This window comes from Kribbella sp. NPDC020701 (genome assembly GCF_055562215.1).
Window position 1 is genome coordinate 1 of sequence record NZ_JBVHFT010000009.1, and the last position, 21,271, is coordinate 21,271.

General features: G+C 69.0%; 17 protein-coding genes. 2 read left to right on the top strand and 15 right to left on the bottom strand.

The window, feature by feature from the left end; translation table 11 throughout:
- On the top strand, window positions 1-411 hold a 411-nt coding region (locus tag ACZ3HV_RS21870; protein WP_465686812.1), incomplete at its 5' end, for an ABC transporter ATP-binding protein.
- A gap of 2 nt (window positions 412-413) precedes the next feature.
- Here the strand turns inward: ACZ3HV_RS21870 and ACZ3HV_RS21875 are convergent.
- Window positions 414-1,211 (bottom strand): Rossmann-fold NAD(P)-binding domain-containing protein, encoded by a 798-nt coding sequence (locus tag ACZ3HV_RS21875; RefSeq protein WP_465686813.1) that lies wholly within the window; start codon window positions 1,209-1,211, stop codon window positions 414-416.
- 73 nt (window positions 1,212-1,284) lie between these two features.
- On the opposite strand from ACZ3HV_RS21875, the gene ACZ3HV_RS21880 reads away from it, so the two are divergent.
- Window positions 1,285-2,184 carry an AraC family transcriptional regulator gene (locus ACZ3HV_RS21880; RefSeq protein WP_465686814.1) on the top strand — a complete coding sequence of 300 codons (900 nt, stop codon included), beginning with the start codon at window positions 1,285-1,287 and terminating at the stop codon, window positions 2,182-2,184.
- On the opposite strand, the gene ACZ3HV_RS21885 is transcribed toward ACZ3HV_RS21880, so the two are convergent.
- The 14 genes from ACZ3HV_RS21885 to ACZ3HV_RS21950 form a co-directional block, all read right to left on the bottom strand.
- Window positions 2,168-4,198: a HelD family protein gene (locus ACZ3HV_RS21885; protein WP_465686815.1), complete on the bottom strand. Its 2,031-nt coding sequence runs from the start codon at window positions 4,196-4,198 to the stop codon at window positions 2,168-2,170. The genes ACZ3HV_RS21880 and ACZ3HV_RS21885 overlap by 17 nt on opposite strands.
- Window positions 4,199-4,342: 144 nt before the next feature.
- Window positions 4,343-4,729 (bottom strand): hypothetical protein, encoded by a 387-nt coding sequence (locus ACZ3HV_RS21890; protein WP_465686816.1) that lies wholly within the window; start codon window positions 4,727-4,729, stop codon window positions 4,343-4,345.
- 95 nt (window positions 4,730-4,824) lie between these two features.
- Window positions 4,825-7,569, bottom strand: coding sequence for a bifunctional YncE family protein/alkaline phosphatase family protein (locus ACZ3HV_RS21895; protein ID WP_465686817.1), 2,745 nt, complete (start codon window positions 7,567-7,569; stop codon window positions 4,825-4,827).
- 3 nt (window positions 7,570-7,572) lie between these two features.
- Window positions 7,573-8,940 carry an ABC transporter permease gene (locus tag ACZ3HV_RS21900; protein WP_465686818.1) on the bottom strand — a complete coding sequence of 456 codons (1,368 nt, stop codon included), beginning with the start codon at window positions 8,938-8,940 and terminating at the stop codon, window positions 7,573-7,575.
- The gene (locus ACZ3HV_RS21905) at window positions 8,937-9,878 is read right to left on the bottom strand and encodes an ABC transporter ATP-binding protein (RefSeq protein ID WP_465686819.1); all 942 of its coding nucleotides are present in this window, start codon (window positions 9,876-9,878) and stop codon (window positions 8,937-8,939) included. The genes ACZ3HV_RS21900 and ACZ3HV_RS21905 overlap by 4 nt, the downstream gene beginning before the upstream one ends.
- 225 nt (window positions 9,879-10,103) lie before the next feature.
- Window positions 10,104-11,885, bottom strand: coding sequence for an ABC transporter ATP-binding protein (locus ACZ3HV_RS21910; protein ID WP_465686820.1), 1,782 nt, complete (start codon window positions 11,883-11,885; stop codon window positions 10,104-10,106).
- Window positions 11,878-13,701 (bottom strand): ABC transporter ATP-binding protein, encoded by a 1,824-nt coding sequence (locus tag ACZ3HV_RS21915; RefSeq protein WP_465686821.1) that lies wholly within the window; start codon window positions 13,699-13,701, stop codon window positions 11,878-11,880. The genes ACZ3HV_RS21910 and ACZ3HV_RS21915 overlap by 8 nt, the downstream gene beginning before the upstream one ends.
- Window positions 13,702-13,764: 63 nt before the next feature.
- Window positions 13,765-14,457, bottom strand: coding sequence for a hypothetical protein (locus ACZ3HV_RS21920; RefSeq protein ID WP_465686822.1), 693 nt, complete (start codon window positions 14,455-14,457; stop codon window positions 13,765-13,767).
- Window positions 14,457-15,395: an MvdC/MvdD family ATP grasp protein gene (locus tag ACZ3HV_RS21925; protein WP_465686823.1), complete on the bottom strand. Its 939-nt coding sequence runs from the start codon at window positions 15,393-15,395 to the stop codon at window positions 14,457-14,459. The genes ACZ3HV_RS21920 and ACZ3HV_RS21925 overlap by 1 nt, the downstream gene beginning before the upstream one ends.
- Window positions 15,392-16,066 (bottom strand): hypothetical protein, encoded by a 675-nt coding sequence (locus tag ACZ3HV_RS21930; protein ID WP_465686824.1) that lies wholly within the window; start codon window positions 16,064-16,066, stop codon window positions 15,392-15,394. The genes ACZ3HV_RS21925 and ACZ3HV_RS21930 overlap by 4 nt, the downstream gene beginning before the upstream one ends.
- Before the next feature lies 1 nt (window position 16,067).
- Entirely contained in the window at window positions 16,068-17,036 is a 969-nt protein-coding gene (locus tag ACZ3HV_RS21935; RefSeq protein WP_465686825.1) for a hypothetical protein, read from the bottom strand.
- 32 nt (window positions 17,037-17,068) lie between these two features.
- Window positions 17,069-19,276 (bottom strand): hypothetical protein, encoded by a 2,208-nt coding sequence (locus ACZ3HV_RS21940; RefSeq protein ID WP_465686826.1) that lies wholly within the window; start codon window positions 19,274-19,276, stop codon window positions 17,069-17,071.
- Window positions 19,277-19,283: 7 nt separating this feature from the next.
- On the bottom strand, window positions 19,284-20,753 hold the full coding sequence (locus ACZ3HV_RS21945) for a hypothetical protein (protein ID WP_465686827.1): 1,470 nt from the start codon (window positions 20,751-20,753) through the stop codon (window positions 19,284-19,286).
- Entirely contained in the window at window positions 20,750-21,268 is a 519-nt protein-coding gene (locus tag ACZ3HV_RS21950) for a GPW/gp25 family protein (RefSeq protein ID WP_465686828.1), read from the bottom strand. The genes ACZ3HV_RS21945 and ACZ3HV_RS21950 overlap by 4 nt, the downstream gene beginning before the upstream one ends.
- Between the last annotated feature and the right edge of the window lie 3 nt (window positions 21,269-21,271).

Sequence of the window (21,271 nt, forward strand, 5' to 3'; positions counted from 1 at the left end):
TTGCGCCACCAGCACGTCGATCAGTTGTCCGGCGGCCAGCGGCAGCGGGTCTGGATCGCGTTGTGTCTGGCCCAGGGCACCGACCTGATCCTGCTTGACGAGCCCACGACGTACCTGGACGTGGCCTATCAGCTGGAGGTGCTGGACCTGTTGCACCAGCTGAACCAGGAACAGGGCAAGACCGTCGCAATGGTCCTGCACGACTTCAACATGGCCGCCGAGTACGCCGACCACGTGTTCGTGATGAAGTCCGGCGCCCTCGTCACCCAAGGAACACCCGACGACGTCTTCACCTCCGACACCATCCGCGACGTGTTCGGCGTCGAGTCCAAGGTCGTCCCACACCCCGTCAGTGGCAAACCGATGTGCATCCCACTGCGAGCGGGGCTACGTCAGGCAACCCTCGCCTGACGTCAGTCGACAACCTCCTGCAAAGCCCAGTCCGTGAAGCTGGTGGCTGGGCGACGCAGGACTTCCTCCACACCGGTCGAGACATACGCATCGGCGCCAGACCTGATCCCGTTGAGCATGGCCATCCGCCACTCGATGTACATCTCGGGAGTCCCTGCCGCACGGAGTCGCCGGACGTGGTCGTCGTCGCTCTCGTCCTCGAAGCGGGTCTTGGCGCCGGTCACGCGCTCGAGCTCGGCCGCCGCGGCGTCGAAGGTGAGCGCCTCCGGTCCGGACAGTGCCAGGATGCGTCCGTCGTACTCGCGCTTGGTCATCACCTCGGCGGCGACGGCGGCGAGGTCGTTCACGTCGATGAAGGGCTCGGCACCGGTACCGACCGGGGCGACGATGCGACCATCTACGGGTACGAACATCGCCTCGGTGAAGTTCTGGGCGAAGTGCGTCGGACGCAGGATCGTCCACGGGACAGGGCCGTCTTGGAGTGCGCGCTCGGCTCGCCCGACCGCGCCGTCGGGGAGGAACTCGACCCCGCGGGCCGACAGCAGGACGGCATGCTGCACGCCTGCCCGGTGTGCCAGTCGCAGCAGCCGCGTCAGCCGCGGACTCCAGTCGGTGGCCGACCCCGGTCCGACGATGAAGATGCTGGTCGCGTCGTCCAGCGCGGCCGGCCAGGTGGATTCGTCATTCCAGTCGAAGGCCGGGTCCGTGCGCCGGCTGACGGGACGTGTTGGCTGAGCAGCGAGGAGCTGAGCCAGCCGTCGTCCGACCTTGCCGCTCCCGCCGAGTAGTAGATGAGTCATACCTTCACGCTAGGAACCGTCTCCGAGACGGACAATGCGTGATCTGCTAGGTTTCCTTCGCTATCGTCCAAGAATGGACATCTTGAGCGACGAGCTCGCCCGGGCTCGCGCGCAGGGCGCGGTCTTCTCGATCCTCCGTCGCGTCGACCCGTGGGGCGTGCGGTTCGAGGGGGGCCGGCCGCTGACGGCCCACCTCCTCGTCGAGGGCCGCGGCCGGCTCGAGCGAGAAGGCCACGAACCAGTCGAGCTTGGCGCCCGCGATGTCGTCCTCGCCACCGCCGGTACGCCGTACGTCGTCGTGAGCCGGCCGGGTGCGCCCGCGATCCCCATCGACGAGGCCCGGCAGCAAGGGTCCGACAACTCCCCCGGCACCGCGTCGATCCTGCTGTGCGGGGCGTACGTACTGGATGGCAGCGTCGCGGCCTCCTTGCTCAGCGGCTTGCCCTCCCTCGTCGTCGTCCCGGCCGCCGATCAAGACTCGTCCCACACGGCCGCCATCGACCTGCTCGCCGCGGAGGTCGGCCGTGACGCGCCCGGCCAGCAAGCGATCCTCGACCGGCTGCTGGACCTCAACCTGATCTACACCCTGAGCTCCTGGTGGATGCGGTCGGGCGCGGAGGCGCCAGGCTGGTACCGAGCCTTGTCTCACCCCGAACTAGCTCAGGTACTCGAGGACCTGCACGCAAACCCGGCCCGGGACTGGACCCTCGACGCCATGGCGCAACAGGCCGGCATGTCCCGAGCGTCATTCGCCGCGAAGTTCAAGGATCTCGTCGGCCAGTCCCCCGGCCGCTACCTCACCACGCTGCGGATCAGCCGCGCCGAAGACGCCCTCACCCGGACCACCGCACCCCTGTCCGTCATTGCCCGAAATGTTGGGTACGGCAACGAATTCGCCTTCGCCACCGCCTTCCGCCGCCGGCACGGTACCTCCCCCGGTCAGTGGCGCAGACGTGTCACATCAGCGGGGTAGGCAGGGGCTGGGTGTGGATGATGTGGAGGCGGCTGACGGCTCGGGTGAGGATGACGTAGAGGCGGTGCAGGCCGCGGGGTTCGGCGGCGACGATCCGGTCCGGTTCGGCGACGATGACCGCGTCGAACTCCAGGCCCTTCGCGAGGGTGGCCGGCACGCAGACCAGCCGGGTCGCGTCCAGGTCGTCGTCGGTCTCGCCGAGCAGGGATGGTTGGAGACCGGCGGCGGCCAGCGCGTCGCGGAGGGTGGAGATCTGGTCGTCGGCCGCGATCAGGGCGACCGAACCTTCGCCGGTCAGGGCCGTCTTGCAGGCGGCGATCAGGGTGTCTGGGAGGGACGGCTCGTCGGTGTGCACGATCGCGAGCGCCTCGGCGACCGTACGAACGCCACTCGGTACCCCGAGAGTCGGAGCGATCTGCGGGAGGAGCCGTGCCGCGAAGTCGATGATCTGGGCGGGGACGCGGAAGCCCCGGTCGAGCTCGGCCACGACGGCGTCCGACTTCTCCAGATGACCGAGCACCCGGTCCCAGGATCCGGCGGCCCACGGGGTCGTGGCCTGGGCCAGGTCGCCGAGGACGGTGGCCGAGCCGGTGCGGCACCGTCGGCCCAGCGCGCGCAGCTGCATGGCCGAAAGGTCCTGCGCCTCGTCCAGGACCAGGTGGCCGAGCGAGCCGGTACGGCGTTCGATCAGGTCCTCGAGCTCGTCGAGCAGCACGGTGTCGGCGAACGACCACTTCGCCGACTTCCACGATCGGGCCGGCTTGGACCACAGCAACGCCGTACGCTCGTCTGCCGTCAACTCATCGCCCGCAGCCTGGGCCAGGAAGCCGGCGTCGGACCACAGCCGGTGCAGCACCTGCTCGGGTGCGACGCGGGGCCAGACCGCGTTGATCAGGTCCTTCACCGGCTTCGAGCGGGCCACGGCGTTCTGCACGCGGTCATCCGGCGACTCAGCGCGCTGCTCCATCCGGACCAGGACGACGTGCGCGATCCGCTGCGCGAGTGCGTTCCGGCCCGGGTCGTACCGGGTCGACTCCCGCAGGTCGGAGACGATGTCGACCACCTCGTAGTCGTGGACGCGATAGCGCCGGGATCCCTTGCTGTACAGGATTCCGTCCGTCGGCGTACCGACGTACGACCACAAGGCCCGGCGCAGGACGGCCGCCATCCGGGCATCACCCTTGACCCGCGCGGCCTCCGGCTCGTCGGTCGCCGCGGCGGGCCGGCTGATCAGCTCCTCGATGATGATCTGCCGTACGTCGACCTCGCCCAGCGCGGGCAGGACCTTGCGGATGTACGACAGGAACGAGCGGTTCGGCCCGACGATCACGACACCGCCGCGGCTGAGCCGTTCCCGTTCGGTATAGAGCAGATACGCCACGCGGTGCAGGCCGACGGCGGTCTTGCCCGTGCCCGGCGCACCCTGAACGCACACGCTCGGATGCAAGGGTGCCCGGACCAGGTCGTCCTGCTCCGGCTGGATGGTGGCGACGATGTCGCGCATCGGTCCGGTGCGCGGCCGCTCGATCTCGGCGCGCAGGAACGCGTCGGCTTGACCGGTCTCGGGGGTCCCGACCATCGGCTCGTCCTCGAAACCGGTCAGCTCGGCGTGGTCGGAGAACCCGTACCGGCGACGCATCAGGACGCGCTGCCGGTCGCTGTGGGTGGCTCGGTAGAACGGCACTGAGACCGGCGCCCGCCAGTCGATCACCAGCGGGACACCGCTGCCGTCATGCACATGCCGGCGGCCGATATAGATCTGGTCGATGTCCTCGATCGTGCCGGTCTCGTAGTCGAGCCGGCCGAAGAACAGTGGTACGTCGGGCAGGTCGAGCAGAGCCTGCGTGCGCAGCTTCTTGGCGCGTTCGTTCGCCTCGTTGGTGAAGCGTTCGTCGTTGTCCTCGCCGCCGATCAGCGGGACGTCGCGGGTCTCCACCTCCTGGTACATGCGACCCAGCGCGGCGCGGGCAGTGGCGAGAAAGGCGCGTTCGGCCTCGAGTTCCGGTTCGATCATCGGGCTGAGCCTCGAATCCTGGAGAGCTTCGGATGGGGGGGCGATCAACAGGGTCCCGCCCCGGAGCGCACCCATCCGGTTCGATTCGATCCCGAAAAGACAGGTCGAAGAAATTACCACCGGGCCTGACGGCCCGCCACCGAATTAACGCAGCCAGTCCGGCACGTACTGTGCGTCCCGCGGAAACTCGGCCAGGTCGGCGGCGTAGATGCCTGCGTCGACAGGAATCGACCACTCGGGTTCGTGGTCGTAGTCGAAGTCGGTGGCGAAATGCCCGGCGGCGGTGACGGTGATGGTGGGGTCAGCCAGGCGCCCTCTCCGGGCTGGTACATCTGCTGGCGCAGGATCTCGAACGAGTCCTCCAGCCCCTCGGGCGTCGGTGCGCTGACGGTCGGGCTCCCCCGCCTCTCGTTGCGCGTCCAGGTCGCGGCGCTCGTCGTTCTGCTCCGACGGCAGCCACCCCAGCCATCCCTCGGCGTGGGTGACGCGACCAGCCGCGTCGGTCGTACTTCTCCGGCACCTGCACGACATCGTCAGGCCCGTACCCGACCGCGCGGACGTCGGCCGGATCGGCGGGTTGCTCGATCCGGCTCGACGCCCGGCGTGGCCGGTCCGTCATCCGTGCATTATCCGTCGTTCTCCGCCGACGGAATGAGGGCACCCGGCACGTCCGCGGGAGCGACGATCTTGCTCTCGCCCGGGTACGGCGTGGACCAGTCATGCGCCTGGTACCAGTCGAAGTGGTTCATCTGCGACGGGTTGGCGAAGTCGGCCTTCGCGTTCGGACCGGTGGTCCGCTGCTGCGACTTCCAGGCCTCCCACTGGGCCGCTACCGCCTGCTGGTCGGCCGGCACCGTCGCCTTCGGCGCGGGCGCGGCGGTCGGGTTCTGCGCAGCGGGGACGTCGGCGCCACAGGGCGGCAGCGTGGCGATACCGGCCGTCAGCGACGTGCGGTTGGGCACGGCCTTGAACGGCGTGTAGTCGGGCTTCTGCGTGAACGCGGCAGCCATCGGGGTCGCCGCGCTGTCCTTCTGGTTCATCGGCTTGATCCCGAGGATCTGTTCGATCGTCCGGATCATCGTGATCTGCGTGTAGTAGTGGCTGTCGACCACGCCGTGCTGGGCGTACGGGCTGATGATCTGGATCGGGGCCCGGTGGCCGTCGATGTGGTCGAGACCGGCCTGGGAGTCGTCCTCGACGATGAAGATCGCGGAGTCCTTCCAGTACTTGCTGTGCGAGATCTCGTCGACGATCTGACCGGTGGCCAGGTCGTTGTCCGCGACCTGGGCGGGTCCGCTCGGCGGGCCACCGGTGTGGTCGTTGGACAGCCAGAACATGTTCAGGTTGGCCGGCCCGTTCTTCTCGAAGTCACGCTTCCAGATCTGGGTCTTGTAGATGTCCGGAACGCTGGTGTCGAAGAGCGGGAAGCCGGGCACCGACACGTCGTTGAGGGACGGGATCGCCGAGCCCGTCTGGATGGGATAGGCGGTGTTCTGCCCGGTCGCGACCATGTTCTTGGTGTCGCAGTACAGGTTCTGCCAGGTCGCGCCGGCGGGCTTGCTCTCGATCGACTGGAACTCGCCGAAGTCCTTGACGGACTTGCCGGCGGCCTGCGCACCGGTCCAGATGAAGCCGCTCTTCTGGTGGCCGAGCGCGTCGTTCTCGGTGTCGTAGCTGCGCAGGTACTCACCGGCCGAGGACTCGGTGTACTCCGGGTTGTCGGCCTGCATCAGCCAGTTGTGACCCTCGGCGGAGTTCGTGCCGATGTCGTAGGTGTTGTCGTACAGGCCGAACTGCTTGGCCATCGCGTGCTGGTTCGGCGTCACGTTCTCGCCGTACTGCGCCAGGGCCGGATCGCCGTTGCCCTCCGGGATGTCGCCGTACAGCTGGTCGTAGGTCCGGTTCTCCTTGACCAGCAGGAACACGTGCTTGATCGTCGACGGGTCGCCGAGCTTCGCCGGAACCGGCACCGGCCGGCGGTGCCCCGTGTCCGTGGCGACCTGCGCCGAGCCCTTGGTCCAGCCGTTCTGCTCGAAGACCGTAGCGGTGCTCTGCCGGATGGCGTGGTCGTCCGGCAGCCTGAACTTGGTCAGGCTCGACGTGGTGTCGTGCGTGCCGCGACCGGCCGCTGTCGTGTCCCGGCGGGCGTCGACACCGCGGGTGTTGGACACCACGATGTCCTTGCCGACGGTCGCGATCTCGGCCGGGAAGTAGTCCGTCGGGAGCAGACCGACGTAGCTGACCGGCTCCAGCGGGTTGTTGTACTTGTAGACGGCGACCGCGTTGGCCCGGCCGAGGGTCACCAGCAGGTGACCGTCGTCGGTCAGCGTCACGCCGTTGGGTTCGTAGCCCACCGAGGCCTCCGGCCACGGCTGGGTGGCGATGGTCTGGGTGACCTTGCCGCGCCGGGTGTCGATGACCGACACGCTGTTGGTGGCCGTGTTCGTCACGAACACGGCGCCGTTCTTGGCGAACAGAGCGGTCGGGTGCAGGCCGACGTCGATGCTCGCGGGCGCAGCAGACGCGTTCGACAGGTCGATCACGCTGACCGTACCGGTCGTGGTGGCCGCGGTGACCTGCGAGGCCACCACCTGGGTGCCGTACGAGTTGATGGTCGGATCGCCGGGCTTCGCCGGACGACCGCCCTCGTTGCTCACGTAGAGCTTGTTGCCGACCATGAGCATGTCCCGCGGCGCGTTGCCCACGGCCCAGCTCTGCTTGATGGTCCCGGTCGCGGTGTCGATCGCGACCACCCGGTTCTGGCCGTTGACCGCGGAGTACACGGTCGAGCTGTCCGGCGAGAAGACGGCCTCACCGACGAGCGCGTGCTTCGCGCCGTCGGCCGCGATCGTGACGAACGTCGGGTTGGCGAGCGAGCCGTCCGGGTTCACGGTGAACTTGCGGTAGCCATCGGTCTGGCCCAGCCACAGCTGCGACCCGTCCGGCGAGTACGTCGGGCCTTCCTGGCCGATGTCGTTCCCCGGGATCTTCAGGTCGGCGGCGGCGTTGTTGCCGACGTACTGCTGGACCTTCCAGTTCTTCAGGTCGATGATCGCGAGGGCCATCCCGCCATCGGTCACCGAGGCGGCCAGGTGGCTGCCGTCGGGGCTGACGGTGGACGACATGATCTTGCCCTTCTGGAGGACAAGGCGGTCACCGAGCGGCTTGATGTACTGGTCGGCGGAAACGACCTGGCCCTTGTCGGTGACCTGGCCGACTTGGTCGAAACCGAACTGCGTGGTCGAGGCGACCGCGGTTCCGGCCAGGGTCACGGCGACGGCGGTCGTGCCGGCCGTGACGAGTGGTATGCGGCGACGGAGAAGGTTGTTGAGGCCCTTCTCCTCACGCCTGCGACGGCGTGTTACCTGCATGGTTTATCCCTTCGGGGTGGACGGAAGCAGTTCGATGTTGCCGTCGAACTGCCACAGCGGGTTCGGTTCGTCGCCGGACGGCGTGCGGACCAGGAAGAAGCCGTTGACTTCTTTCGGTCCGTCCCCGTCGGCGACGTACCGACCGAGCGGGTTGATGTCGAGTTGGTAGATGGCCGAACCGGCCGCTTCGACACCAGGGAGGTGCCAGCTCACGACGCAACGCCAGTCGTTGCCTGGACCGACGGCGGCTACCTGATCGCCGCCCTTGGTGCAGGCGGCCGAGGTCTGGAGTTGCGCCTCGGTGACGTCGGGCCGGTTGAGCTGTTTGGTCTGCAGGCGGTACAGGTGCGCGAAGGACGTGGCGACTGATCGCTGCACCTTGTCCTGGTCGATCCCGGAGCCGGTCCCGGTCACCGGCGTCAGCACCCCGGCGGTGACGCCGAACAGTACGACGAGTGGCAGCAGGCCGGCCGTGATTGCCAGGCGGCCGGACCCGTCGTGGGTCGGGTTGGTGAAGTCGCGCCGTACGAAGAGGAAGTAGGCCAGGGCGGTCGCGACGAAAACCCACACCAGACTGACTGCGATCCCGATCAGGAGCGGTCCGAGTTGTGCCGGGCCGGTGAACAGGCCGTTCCAGCTGATGAACGCGTAACCGGGCAGTGCGTAGCGGATGGCGACGGGGACCGGAAGCTGCTGAACGATTTGCATCGCCAGGGCGACCACCGCGGGCAGCAGCAGGCCCATCGGCGAACGGCCCAACGCGACGGACCCGAGCAGGCCGATCGCGGCGAGCGCCAGGGTCGGGGCGAGCCCGCAGGCCCAGGCGAGCAGGACCTTCCCGGCGGCGTCGCCCGGCGACAGCAGGTGGCCGTCGAGCCCGATCAGGGATCGGTTGCCGATGACCGCGAGGCCGCCGATCGTGCTCGAAGCGACCAGCCCGATCACGAGCACCACGATCACAAAGAGGCTGGCGACGGCCTTCGACACGAAGATCCGGCGTGGCGACCGGACCGCGACCAGGAGGTGGCGCCAGGTGCCGAGGCGGTCCTCGGACGCGAACACGTCGCCGGCGATCAGCGAGGTCAGCAGCGGCAGCGCCCACGATCCCGAGAAGCCGAGGATCACCAACGGTCCGGCCCATCCGGTGGCGTGCATCCAGCGGCCGAACAGAGTGTCGACCGGAAGTGAGGCCTGCCGGCTGATCACGGCGACGAAGAGCGCGGGCGCGAGCCAACAGGCGACGATCAGCAACCGCACGCGCCACTGCGAGAGCAGCTTGACCAGCTCGAAACGGTACGCGCGCTGGACCGAGACGCGGCGGGCGACGGGAGCCGCGGGTTCCTTGGTGGTCTCGGCGACGGTGGCGGTCATCGGTCCGACTCCTGCTGTTCGGTGAGGTCGAGGAACGCTGCTTCGAGTGGCGAGACCACGGGCACCAGCTCGCGCACCGCGATGCCTGCGTGCACGAGTTGCTTCACGAGGTCGTCCAGCGCGGGCACGGCTGCCGACACCACCAGCACCTCGGTCCCCTGCCGTACGCCGCTGTCGTCGACGACCCGGATCCCGGCTGTTCCGCCGGCCAACCGACGAGCGGCCTCCAGGTCGGAGGTGAGCAAGCGATAGTCGAGCTCATCGTTCTCGGCGGCCAGCTTGGTCAGCGGCCCGGAGAAGGCGACTCGTCCGGTGGACAGGATGGTGACCTCGGAGCACAGCGCCTCGACGTCGTCCATCCGGTGGCTCGACATCACGACAGCAGTCCCATCGGCCGCGAGTCGGGTGAGGACGCCGTACACGTGCTTCTTGCCGGCCGGGTCGAGACCGTTGGACGGTTCGTCGAGCACCAGCAGCCTGGGCCTGGTGAGCAGAGCGGCGGCGAGGCCGAGGCGTTGGCGCATACCGAGGGAGAAGCCGCGGACCCGGTCGTCGGCGACATCGGTGAGCCCGACCTGGTCGAGCGCGTCGTCGATGCCCATCGTCCGTGCGCCGTCGCCGCGGAGAGCGGCCAGCGCGGCGAGGTTCTGCTTGGCGGTCAGCGACGGGTAGAGGCCGGGGCCGTCGACGAACCCGGCGACTCCTTCGGGCACCGCGAGTGCGCGGCCGACCGGCGTACCGAGGATCTCGAGGTGGCCGGAGTCGGCGACGGCCAGTCCCAGCAGCAGGCCGAGGAGGGTCGTCTTTCCGGCCCCGTTCGGTCCGACCAGCCCGTGAAGCTGTCCCTGTGCGACCTCCAACTCGATACCGTCGAGTGCGATCACCTCGCCGAAACTCTTGACGATGCCACGTGCACGGACAGCGGGCGGTGTGTCCATGGTTCCCTTCTTCGGGGCGGTACCTGACCAGGAAACATTAGATTCCAATGCTTCTTCAGACAGGGTCGTGCAGTTGAACGATCGAAGAACGGGAGACGGCCCGTTCACCACGCTCTCAGCCGGCTCTCAGAAGTCCTCCGGCGAGGTACAGCAGGCGTCGCCGCGAAACTTCCCTTCGATGGAATACCCATCAAGCGTAAGTTTCAACCCGTGCCGGAGTGGCGGTCAGCGGTAGGCGCGGGCTTGGAGGTCGAAGAGCTCGGCGTAGCGGCCGTTGGCGGCGAGGAGGTCTTCGTGGGTGCCGATCTCTTCGACGCGGCCGTGGTGCATGACGACGATGAGGTCGGCCATCCGGACGGTCGAGAAGCGGTGGGAGACGAGGATGGTGATCCCGCCGGTCTCGGCCGCGGCGATCTTTGCGGCGGCGGCGTACTGCTCGTAGAGGCGGTGCTCGGCCTCGGGGTCCAGCGCCGCGGTCGGCTCGTCGAGGAGTAGGAGCAGCGGACGCTCGCGCATGAAGGCCCGGGCCAGCGCAAGCCGCTGCCATTGCCCGCCGGACAGCTCGACGCCGTCGGTGAACTTCTTGCCCAGTTGGGTATCCAGCCCGCGCGGCAGTCCGCGGACCACCGATTCCGCGTCGCCGCGCGCAATCGCGGCGAGTACGGCGTTCTCGTCGGACGACCGATTGACGTCGCCGATCCCGACGACGTCGCGAACCGGCAGCTCGAACTTCACGAAGTCCTGGAACCCGGCCGACAACTGCGAGCGCCAAGCCTCCGGTGCGATCGTCGCGAGGTCCACGCCGTCGACCAGGATGCGTCCGGTCGTCGGGTCGTACATCCGCGCGAGCAGCTTCACCAGCGTCGTCTTACCGGCGCCGTTCTCCCCCACCAACGCGACGGCCGACCCCGCCGGCACGCTCAGATCAATGGCACTCAGGACGGCGGAATCCGAGCCAGGGTAAGAGAATCCGACGTTCCGCAACTCGATGCCGGAGCCAAGTCGCGTCGGTGCCGGCGTGGTACTCGACTGCCACGAGTTGTCCTTCGCGTACTCGCGCAACCAGTCGTACCGGCTGAAGCTCCGCACGACCTCGCCGACCCAGTACACGTTCTGCGCGATCCCGCCGGTCATCTGATCCACCTGCGGCGCCAGCAACAGTACGAGCACGACGTCGCCGGCGGTCTGCTGCCCGTTCCGGGCCCGCGCGATCACCCACACCACGGCCGCGGCGTACGCGAGACCGAAGACCAGCCGGACCGATCCGTCCACCTTCCCACCCCAGCGTGCCGCCGCGACCCGCCGCCGGAACCGCTCTGTCTGCAACGAGAAGATCTTGTCCAGCAAGACCTTCCCGAGCCCGAACACGCGCAGCTCCAGCCCTGTCCGCGGGTCCTTCGCCACCTCGATCAGGCGGTCGACCAGGCGCTCCTGCGGCAGCGAGTCTTCCCACGCTTTCTGCTGCCGCGTGCTGCTCAGGTACGCCGACCAGATCCGCGTGGCACCGAGCAACGGCAGGACGAGCAGCAACGGATGCACGGACCCGAGCAGCGTGAGCACGGTGGCCGTGTTGGTCACCGTCGCGAACACCCACAGCAGAACCTCGGCGCCGACACCCATCCGCCATGCGCGTTCGCGGACCAGCTCCAGCCGGTCGGCGACGTCGGGCCGCTCGTGATGCGACAACCCCGGAATGCCTGTGGTCACGTCCACCAGGTCGGCGTGCACACGTCCGGCCATGCGTTCCTGCGCGGTGTCCTGCAACGGCCAGCCCACGACATCGGCGACGAACGAGACCGCCAGGCCGACGGCGATGATGGCGATGCCGAGTGCGATCGTGCTGGACTGGTCGCTCGCGATCCCGTCGACGAGCTGGCTGACGCCGTAGGTCTGGGTCGGTGCGGTGATCGCACGCGCGGCGACGAGCACGGCCGAGATCGTCATCAGCAACGGCGCTGCCCGGAACGACGTGCCCAGCCACAGCCAGATGACTCGCAGGCTACGCATCGATGGCCTCGCTCTCGGGGTCTTCCGGCGCGGTGATGTACCGCTCGGCCTGCAGCCGGAACAGGTCGGCGTACGTCCCGCTCTTGTCCAGCAACTGCTCGTGCGTGCCGTCCTCGACGATCCGCCCGTCGGCCAGCACGCAGATGCGGTGGGCGTTCCGGACCACCGAGAACCGGTGGGAGATGATCAGCGAAGCCACCCCCGAGGTCAGCTCGAGATACCGCTCGACCAGCTCGGCCTCGGCCCGCACATCGAGCGCCGCCGCCGGCTCGTCCAGCACGAGCACCCCGGCCCCCGCATGGACGGCGAAGAGCGCTCGCGCCAGCGCGATCCGTTGCCACTCACCGCCGGACAGGTCGACGCCGCCGTCGAAGGTCTTGTCGAGCACGGTGTTCCACCCCTCCGGCAGACCGCGCACCAGCTCGTCGATCCCCGACTCACGGGCGACCCTGGCCAGCGTGAGGTCGTCGTCCGTGCGCTCGATCGCACCGAACACGACGTTGTCCGTGACCGACAGCGGGAACCGCAGGAAGTCCTGCACGATCGCCGCGATGCGCCGCTGCCAGGCAGCCAGGTCGAGCTCGGCCAGGTCCACGCCGTCGACCGTGATCCGGCCTGTGGTCGGCCGGTACGCACCACCGAGCAGCTTCACCAGCGTCGACTTCCCGGCACCGTTGACGCCGACGAGCGCAAGCGCTTCGTGCGCATGGATGGTGAGGTCGAGACCGCGGAGCACGTCGACGTCGGAGCCGGGATAGCGGAAGCTCACGTTCTCGAAACGGATCTCGCGGGCCGGCATCGTCTCGATGCGATGCTTGCTGGTCGAGGAAGACTCGGGGTGACGCTCGGCGATCTTGCCGGGCAGTTCCTTCATCGCCCGGTACGCCGACAATCCGCGCCGGACCTGCACGACGCCGTACCCGTTCCCCGACACCCCGATGGCAAGGATGGCCGGGACGGTCGTCGCCACCTCGGTCAGGGGCAGGGTGCCGTCGAGCGCGGCCCGGCCGACCAGCAGGATCGCGACCACGTTGGCGATCAACTGCAGGCCGCCCATCAGGATCGACCACTTCACGTTGTTGCCGCGCCGCTCCCACACCGCACGGAAGCCCGCGGTCCACTCGCGCACGTAACGCTCGACCAGCCAGTTGTGCAGGCCGAAGACGCGCAACTCCTTGGGCGCGTCGCGCATACCGAGGTCGAACAGGTAGTTGGCCCGCCGCTGCTCCTCGGTGTTGCCCCACCACACGTCGATCTCGCGCTCGATCAGGCGGCCACCCCACCACTCCAGCAGGATGGTCATGGCCACGAGCATCGCGGCGATCCACCAGGAGAACATCACGCCGACGATCACCGCCGAGCCGATCAGCGTGACCCGGCTGGCCAGCAGCCAGGGCAGATTCGCCAAGCCCTGGGCCAGATGGAAGCCACCCTTGCCCTTCGCGCGCTCCTGCACATCCAGCACCTCGGCGTCCTCCAGGTGCGCGATGCGGCGCGGGGTCAGCAGCGGCTCGGTGATGCCGGTGCCGATCTCGCGGACGAGCGCCGCGTCCAGGATCAACGACGTCACTCGGTGCATCGCGGGCGTGAGGCTCTCCAGCACGAACACCGTCAGCAGCGCGCCGAGTAACCAACAGAACTTGGTGAACGACATCGCTCCCGGGGCGTCGTCGATCACACCTGGCACGGCACCGACGACCTGACCGGTGAGCAGCGTGACCCCCATCCCCAGCACGGCGCCGAGGACGGCGAGGCCCACCGTCAGAACGGTGCTACCAGGTGCAACACGCAACGCATACCGCAGCAGAGTCAGCACTCAACAGACCGTAACGACCCCCACCGACAAAAGCATCCGAGTTTCGGTCAGGCGCGGAATTCCTCACCAGAACAGGAGCAGGCGCCGGCGATAGCGGACCCCGTGACCCTGCAGGGTGAGGCGGTAGTCCGCCGGGCCGCGAGAGACCGAGGCGCCGATGCGGTGCAGGAGCTCGCGATCGGTGAAGAGTACGACGCCCGGCCGGTAGGGCACGTGGACCTCCGCCGGCTCACCCTCGTCGGCGCGGATGTCCATGCCGGTGCCGCCACCGGGGACCGCGAGCGGGAGGGTGAAGTTCACGATGCCGTCGATCGCCGAGGCTCGGTCAGCGAAGTACGGGACCTGCTGCGCGAGCTGGTCGAGGTGCCAGCCCCCACCCTCGAACCGGCCGGCGCCGCCGTACGCCATCAGATGGAAGCCGGGGATTGCGAGCCCGTCGACGAAATCCACCGGGTGCGAGTAGCGGTCCTCGAAGAAATCGGCCACGCGGTCGTACAGCCATCGGTAGGTGTCGTACATCAGCGCGTTGGTCGCGCGGGCCTGCTCGGTGTAGTACTCCAGGCGATCCCGGGTGCGGTAGAGCGGCGTACCGATCGTGCTCAGGTCCGGGCCGGTGTGCCAGCACTTGGCGCGGAAGCCTGCCGATGGCTTCAACACCTGGTGGGCTGCTGTGGTCGCCTCTGCATCCGTCAGCAATCTGTGGAGGTAGACCGCCTCGGAACCAACCGCCACCTGGGCCGCTGTCACTGTGGTCATCAGGCCACCCGCGCACATGTCACGGCGGCCGCCAGCAGTCCGGCGACGGCGGTTGCGATGGGCTGGCCTGTGGCCTGCTGGTAGTACAAGAAGGCAGGCGACGGGTTGACCTCGAAGCAGAACCACTCCTCGTCCGGTGTTACGCGCAGATCGACGCCGGCGACGGGAAGGTCGAGGCGGGAGGCCAGCAGCCGGCAGCGCTTCGCGACTTCATCAGGCAGGTCGGTCGCGGACAGCCGCGGACGGGGCAGCCCTTGGTGCGAGGCGTAGCGGTAGTCGTCGGCGTCGCAGTCGATCCGGGTCGCGAAGATCTCGGCGCCGACCACATGGACCCGAACGTCGACGCCCGGCACCCGGGCCTGGAACTGGGTCGGACAGGACCGGACATCCTCGAGCGAAACGTCGTCGGCCAAGCTCCGGACCCGGCTCCGGATGCCACTCGTGGATTTGTAGACCACGTTCTGGTGCCGGGTCGAGAACGCCGCGACGGCTTCCGGGTCGTTCGTCACGAGCGTCTCGGGCACAGCGAAGCCGACGGCGGCGATCTCCCTGAGCTGGGCGGGCTTCGACCCGTTGCCGGCCGAGGCGGACGGACGGTTGACGACGAACGCCGGGGCGAGCTCTGCCCAGGTGGACAAGATGTCCGCGACCTCCTGCACGTGCCGCCGTACCGGCGAAGCGGGAGGTTCATCGCGTACGGCGGCCACCCGCATGCCGTCGTGGGGTCGCAAGTAGGCAGCACCGACGTCAGCCAGGTCGAGCACCGAGTCCCCCACCCGTACGGCGCCCTCGATGCGTGCACCGACGGTCAGCTCGACGGCCGTGTCCAGCACCGAGCGCTGATCGACGAACAGGACCGGGACGCCGAGTCTGAGCAGCTCGGTGTGTACGGCGGCCATCGTCGAGTCGCCCGGCAGACCCCACAGCAGCGCGGTCACCGCATGCCGTCCATCATCAGCGCCAAGGCGTCGGCGACCTCGGGGGCCGCGACGTTCGGCCACGGACTGATCTCCGCGACAAGGTCGTCGATGAACAGCGCCTCGAGGGCAACGCACCCGACGCCTTCGGCGAGTGTGCACAGCTTGTGCCCGAGGTCGGCCCGTCCTGACCCGAACCACCGGTCGCCGATGACAGTCACCCACGTCTGGGCTGCCGACTCCAGCGGGTCGGTGTCCGGCGCACCGCCCGGTGTGGCGTGGCGATGCACCGGACGGACAGGGAGCCCCACTGCCGCCGCGGCGACGGCCCACTGCTCGCGTCGCCAGCCCGGTCCGTTGAGGCACGTCGTACTCGGGCGGTTGACGACCGGACCGGGCCACGCGCCGAGCCACGCGCGCAGGAACGCGTCCAACTCGGCCGCGGCGTACGGCGCATCCTGCGCGTCGACCTGGACAAGATCCGCGGGTCCGATGCCACCGAGGCGGGTGAGCACCGACGTCACCTCCGGCCGGGACGCAACCTGGGCCCGGGCATCGCCCTGAGTGTCGAGGTCGAGCAGCAGGCGCTCGGCACTCAGCTCAGCCGGTGTGAGCAGTACGGCGTCGTCGCCCCAGCGGTCGGCCAGCTCCCGCGCCGCGACGTCGTGGGAATGCGCCAGCACCAGCCGCATGTCACCCCTCCCCCGACTCGACAGCCTTCTTCGCAGCCTTCTTCGCGGCCGCTTTCTTGGCGGGCGCCTTCTCAGCCGTCATCTTCTCGGCGAGCGCCTTCTTCGCCGGTGCCTTCTTCGCGGGTGCCTTCTTGGCGGGTGCCTTCTTCGCCGGCACCTTCTTCGCGAGTGCTTTCTTGGCGGGTGGCGGAGGTGGTTCGTCGTCCTGGAGGGCCGAGGCGCCGACGTCCGGCCTGTCCTCCAGCGTGATGAACGTCCGCGCCCGCCCCGAAGGCTCCGCCGGCTCCCCCGCGATGATCGGATTGTCGAGCTGCTTCTCGATCGCCACCAGCTTCTCGAGGTGGGTGACCTTGTCGATGTGGTCCTTGTCCTTACCGTCCTTGTGGTCCTTGCCCTCCTTGTCCTTGCCCTCCTTGGAGTCCTTCTCCTTCGTCTCCTTGCCTTCCTTGCCCTCCTTGGACTCCTTGCCCTCCTTGGTGTCCTTGTCCTTGCCCTTCGCGGCGATCCGGGCGTCGATCTCGGTGATCTTCACCTCCAGCTCGCGGGTCAGCTGGAAGAGCTCCCGGCGCAACTCGGCGACACAGTTGCTCGAGATGCTCAGGTCGCGGGAGATGCTGTCGAACTCCCCCTCGAGCGCGTGGAACCGGGCGTTGAACCCGATCTCGTCCGGCGTCTGCCCCGCCTGCACGACGGTGACGCCGTCGATGAAGTCCGGGTGCACGAACAACCGTTCATAGGTCAGCGCACACTCCGGCGCGGTCTCGGAGATCTGCACCTGGAACGTGAAGCCCGTCGCCGCGGCGGCCGCAGCCGCCTCCCCGGCCGCCAGTGCCGAGCGGGAGATCCCCTGGCCGAGGACGGCGATGACAGCATCCTCGGTGAGGCCGGCCTCCCGCAGCGAGGCGGCGATCGTGCTTGCCGGTACGCCGAAGACCAACGGCGCCTCGGCGTTGCTGTCGTTGCTCGACATGGGTCCCTCCTCGGCCGCTGCGCGGCGTCTGGTCAACGTACGGTGCGGTAGTGCCGATAGGTCCGGGCTGCGGCCGCGGTGAGCGGGAACGGCGTACCGGAGCCGTCCACGTCGATGTGTCGCTGGCGTAGCTCCCACGTGTTGGCCCGCACGCCGACAGGCGTCGCCAACTCGATCAGGTTCATCAGGTGCTCGTATTGACGCAAGGTGAGCAGCGATCCCTCTGGCAGCGAGGGACTCCACTCGTACGGGTCGTTCCCCAGTCCGCGAACATGAGCCAGGCAGCTCACCACGCTGATGCCCGATCCCGCCGCATAGATCTGCGTGGTCGGTCCACGCAGCGGATCCAGCCGGACGGCCTTACCTGCCAGGCCTCGCGACTCCCACCGATAGAGCACGGTCTGCCGCGCGGCCAGGTTGCTTCCGGCAAGCGGCAGTCCGGTCACACCCAGGACCAGTACGACGTTGTCGACGGAACTGATGAACGCGACCACACTGCTCGCCCCCGCCGCCGCAGCGGCCGTCAGCGTGGCAGTGAGCTGCTCCGGATTCGCAGTGATCGCCGCAGTGCCGTCCGGTCCGAGGTCGAACGCCGCGAACAACCGCGTCGACACCGCACCGAGCTGGCGCCCGAATCCATCCACCTGTTCAGCAGTCGGTACGCCGAGATGCGCTAGCCGCTGCGTGAGGTCCGGGAAGGTCGAGGCAGGCTGCGCACCGGACAGCGGACCCGACACGTCGACAGCGGAGAGCTGACGGGCCGCCATCGCTGCGACCACAGCAGCCAGCGGAGCGTCGTACTGCGTGTCCGTGGCGCCGGCGAGGCTAGCCGTGGCGGTCAGGGGCACCGGTGCGTCCGGGCCGGGCTCCAGATCGATGACCAGAGGTCCCATCGGCAGTGTGCTGACGAACACGGTCCCATCTGGTGTCAGCTCAGCGGTGCGCAGTCCACACGCATTCAAGAGCCACGCGCCGGCCGGGTCGACCGACCGTGGCTGCGGCACGAGACCTGGGTCGGCCAGCGCCTCGGCGGCTGCGATCGCTGAATCCAGGACAGCCGGGACGGGTGCTGACAACAGTGCCCCGAGTCCGAGCTCGAACCGCGAGCCGCCGTCGTCGTTCTGCCCCTCGACGATCGCGGTCCAAGGCTGTGCCGCCAACTGATCACAGCGGGCCTCGACCAACTCCAACGCACCCGCCAGCCCTGGTGAAAGCGGCTGATGGTCGGGTAACCCCCACCGCGCCATGGACGCGCGAGTCGCAGTCACTCGCTCCTGCACCCGTTGCGGTAGCAGCCGACCCGCGTGCGCCGCGTCGCCGTCCGCGCTGCCGGCCGGCCAGATCAGATGCACCTGGCGAACGGTCTGCAGCAGCTCGGTCCGGCGGCCCGGGGAGTTCGGCGCGACCAACCGGAAAGCGAGGTGGATCGGATTGCGGAGCTCGTTGACCCCGACTGGTCCAGGCAGGCCAGGGCCGGGGGCGTTGTTGAGGACGTCCTCGACCCAGGACGACGTCGGCGACCGCCAGCCGCGCAACAAGCCCAGTCGGGCGCGGTACTCCGCGTCGTCCTCGAGGCGACCCGGTGGCGACAGCGGCTGAGTCGCCGGTGAGCGCCGCTCGGCGTCCCACACCAGCTCGTCGGCGAACCGAGGACAGCTGAGGTCCGACCCGAGGCGATCGAGGGCGTTCCCGCGCGCTTCGGCCAGCGTCCGCATCGCGGCGATCTCGCGCGCGCTCCGCCGCAACCGCTGTTTCTCCGCCAGCACCGCGGTCATCACTCGGCCGGTCAGCCCCTGGACGAGATCGATCCGCAGCAGACCGCGGACGTCGGCAGGCGACAGTTGCGTGGTCGTGCCGTCCGCCGCGATCCGGGTCGCAGTCAGCGAGAGCCGAAGCTGCGGTGCCACGCCGGATGCGTCCACCGACGGGACATACCCAGGCAGACTGCTCCCTGCCTGACTCCACTCGGCGAACGTGGCCGCAGGCTGGTTCGTGGCCGGCGCCGGCAGCAGGACCCGCGGTACGACGACGAACTGGTCCCGCTCGATGTCCGCCAGCAGTGTCACCAGCAGTACGGCGTACCGGCTGCCGGCCGGGACGGTTACCCGCGCAGTCTGCCCGTCCCAGGGCAAGGGTTGCGGAGTCGCCGCACCCGCCAACGGACCGACGAGTTCGCGGGCAACCGCAGCCAGTGACCCGGCGCCGGGCTCCATGACCTGAGCGAGCAGATCAGCTGTCATGGCCGGCTCACCGCACCGTCAGCAGGTCCGGGGTATCGACCAGAACCGCGATCTGGTCGGCACCGAGACTGAGGTTCTCGTCGGCTCCGAGCACCTGCGGGCCGTCGCCGCCGTCAGTCGTACTGCCGACCGTGTCGACCAGCGGTGGGAATCTGACCAGCCGGAGTTGGACGACATCGGTGATGCCGGGCTCGGACATCAGGGCGGCGGTGATCGCCGCGGACCGGACCGGTTCGGCCATCCGGAGCCGGCCGACGACGCGGTGCAGGCGGTCCGCGAGCCGGCCCTTCAGCGCCAGCGCCGACGGGCTCGAGTTCGTGCTCGCCGTACTCCCGGCCGGAAGAGCGAGACCGGTTGTCACAATGTCGGCCTGGACGCCGACGAACACCTGGTCGGCCTCGACCACATCCGGGAACACCCCGACCGGCCGGACGTCCCGGATGGCGGCCTCGACGGATGCGCGCAATCCATTCGGCCCGTCGAACACGGCCGCCTCTGTGGGTGCGACGAGCACGCTGACGAAGTACGGCGAGGCGAGGTCGCGATCGGTTGCGAACAGTCGCTCGAGGAAGGTGAAGTCACCGAAGACGGACTGGGACAGGTCGATGCCACCCCAGCCGTCGCGGACACTGACCTGCCGGACCCCCGGGATCAGCGAGACTGTCGTGGCGATGGCGTCGGTGGACCAGACCGAGCGCGGCGCGCCGAGCACCAGCGCGCGGTACCGGTCGTCGTCCCAGTGCTGTTCGCCCCCGGTCAGAGCGACAGTGTGCTCGATGCGGACCAATCCCTGGCCGGCGGCCGACGCACCGGCGGGCAGACCGGCCGCGGTGTCGGCCGCGAGCAGCGCGGAAAGCTTGCTGTCGGCAACTTCCCAGCGGTCGATCCGCTGCGGATGGTTGTTAGCGGCATCGGTCACCGCAGGGTCCAGGTTCCCGGCCGGACCGGGGTCGAAGCTCACCACGGCCGCGGGCAGCGACGTAGTCCGCCGAGTGAGTGTCGCCGTCGCGGCCAGCGCGACCCGGTGACCGCCGGACGTGCTCATCCGGCTGCCGCGCGGGAGGACGAGCTGGTCGATGCCGTCCGGGAGTGCGCCGGCCACGGTGAGCGTGACCTGACCGGAGGCCGCGAGGAACGGGCGGTCGAGTCCGAGCTCGGCACCCAGGTCGCTGAGCGCCCGGCCGCGCGCGGTGCTCACGAAGCCGTCGTCGTACAGCGCGCCGAGTGCGGCCCAGGTCCGCGAGTCCTCGAGCGCGCTGATCTCCAGCAGCTTGCGCAGCACACTGCCGCTGGACAGGTCGAGGTCGTCGTCGATCAGCTGCCGGGCCAGCGCGATCTTCTCTGCGAGCAACCGGGTGAACGGCTTCGGCAGGAAACCCGCGTCGGTCACGCCGAAGCCGTCGCTACCGGTCGAGCGGCTGACCGCGTCGTCAACCGCCAGGATCTGGGTCAGGTCCAGACTCGCGTCGTCGCTCACTGTCCGTCCTCCTGTCCATCCGCAGATCCGGCCGCCTGCGGGCCGAGCCCGGCCACGGTGAGGGTGGCACCGGCGTCGCTGATCGCCTCGAACGACACCGTGACATCCAGCGCACGGCTGCCGCCCGACGGCGTACTCGCTGTCAGTTGGGTGATCCGGCGGATCCGCGGGTCAGCCGCGACGACCTGCGCGACCGCGCTGCGCAACGCTTCCCGCGCGATCGCGGGCGAGGTCTGCTCGGCCAGCGGACCGAGCCCCAGGAAGCCGAAGCGCGCGTTGAACGGATCGCTGCCCCGCAAGGTGGTGAGGCCGACGGCGAGGTCCTGGCTGAGCGCGTCGAGTCCCTCGACGACGTCGAGGTCCACGCCGCCCGGCGTACTGCGCAGGCTCACGTCGCGGGCGAGGTCCGAGGGATCGACGAGGTCGGCGCGGACACCGGCACCGAGCAGCCGGCGACGCCGGACCGCCTCGTCGGATGACGTACCGTCGGGCGTGCTGGGGGTGATCGGGCTCATGGC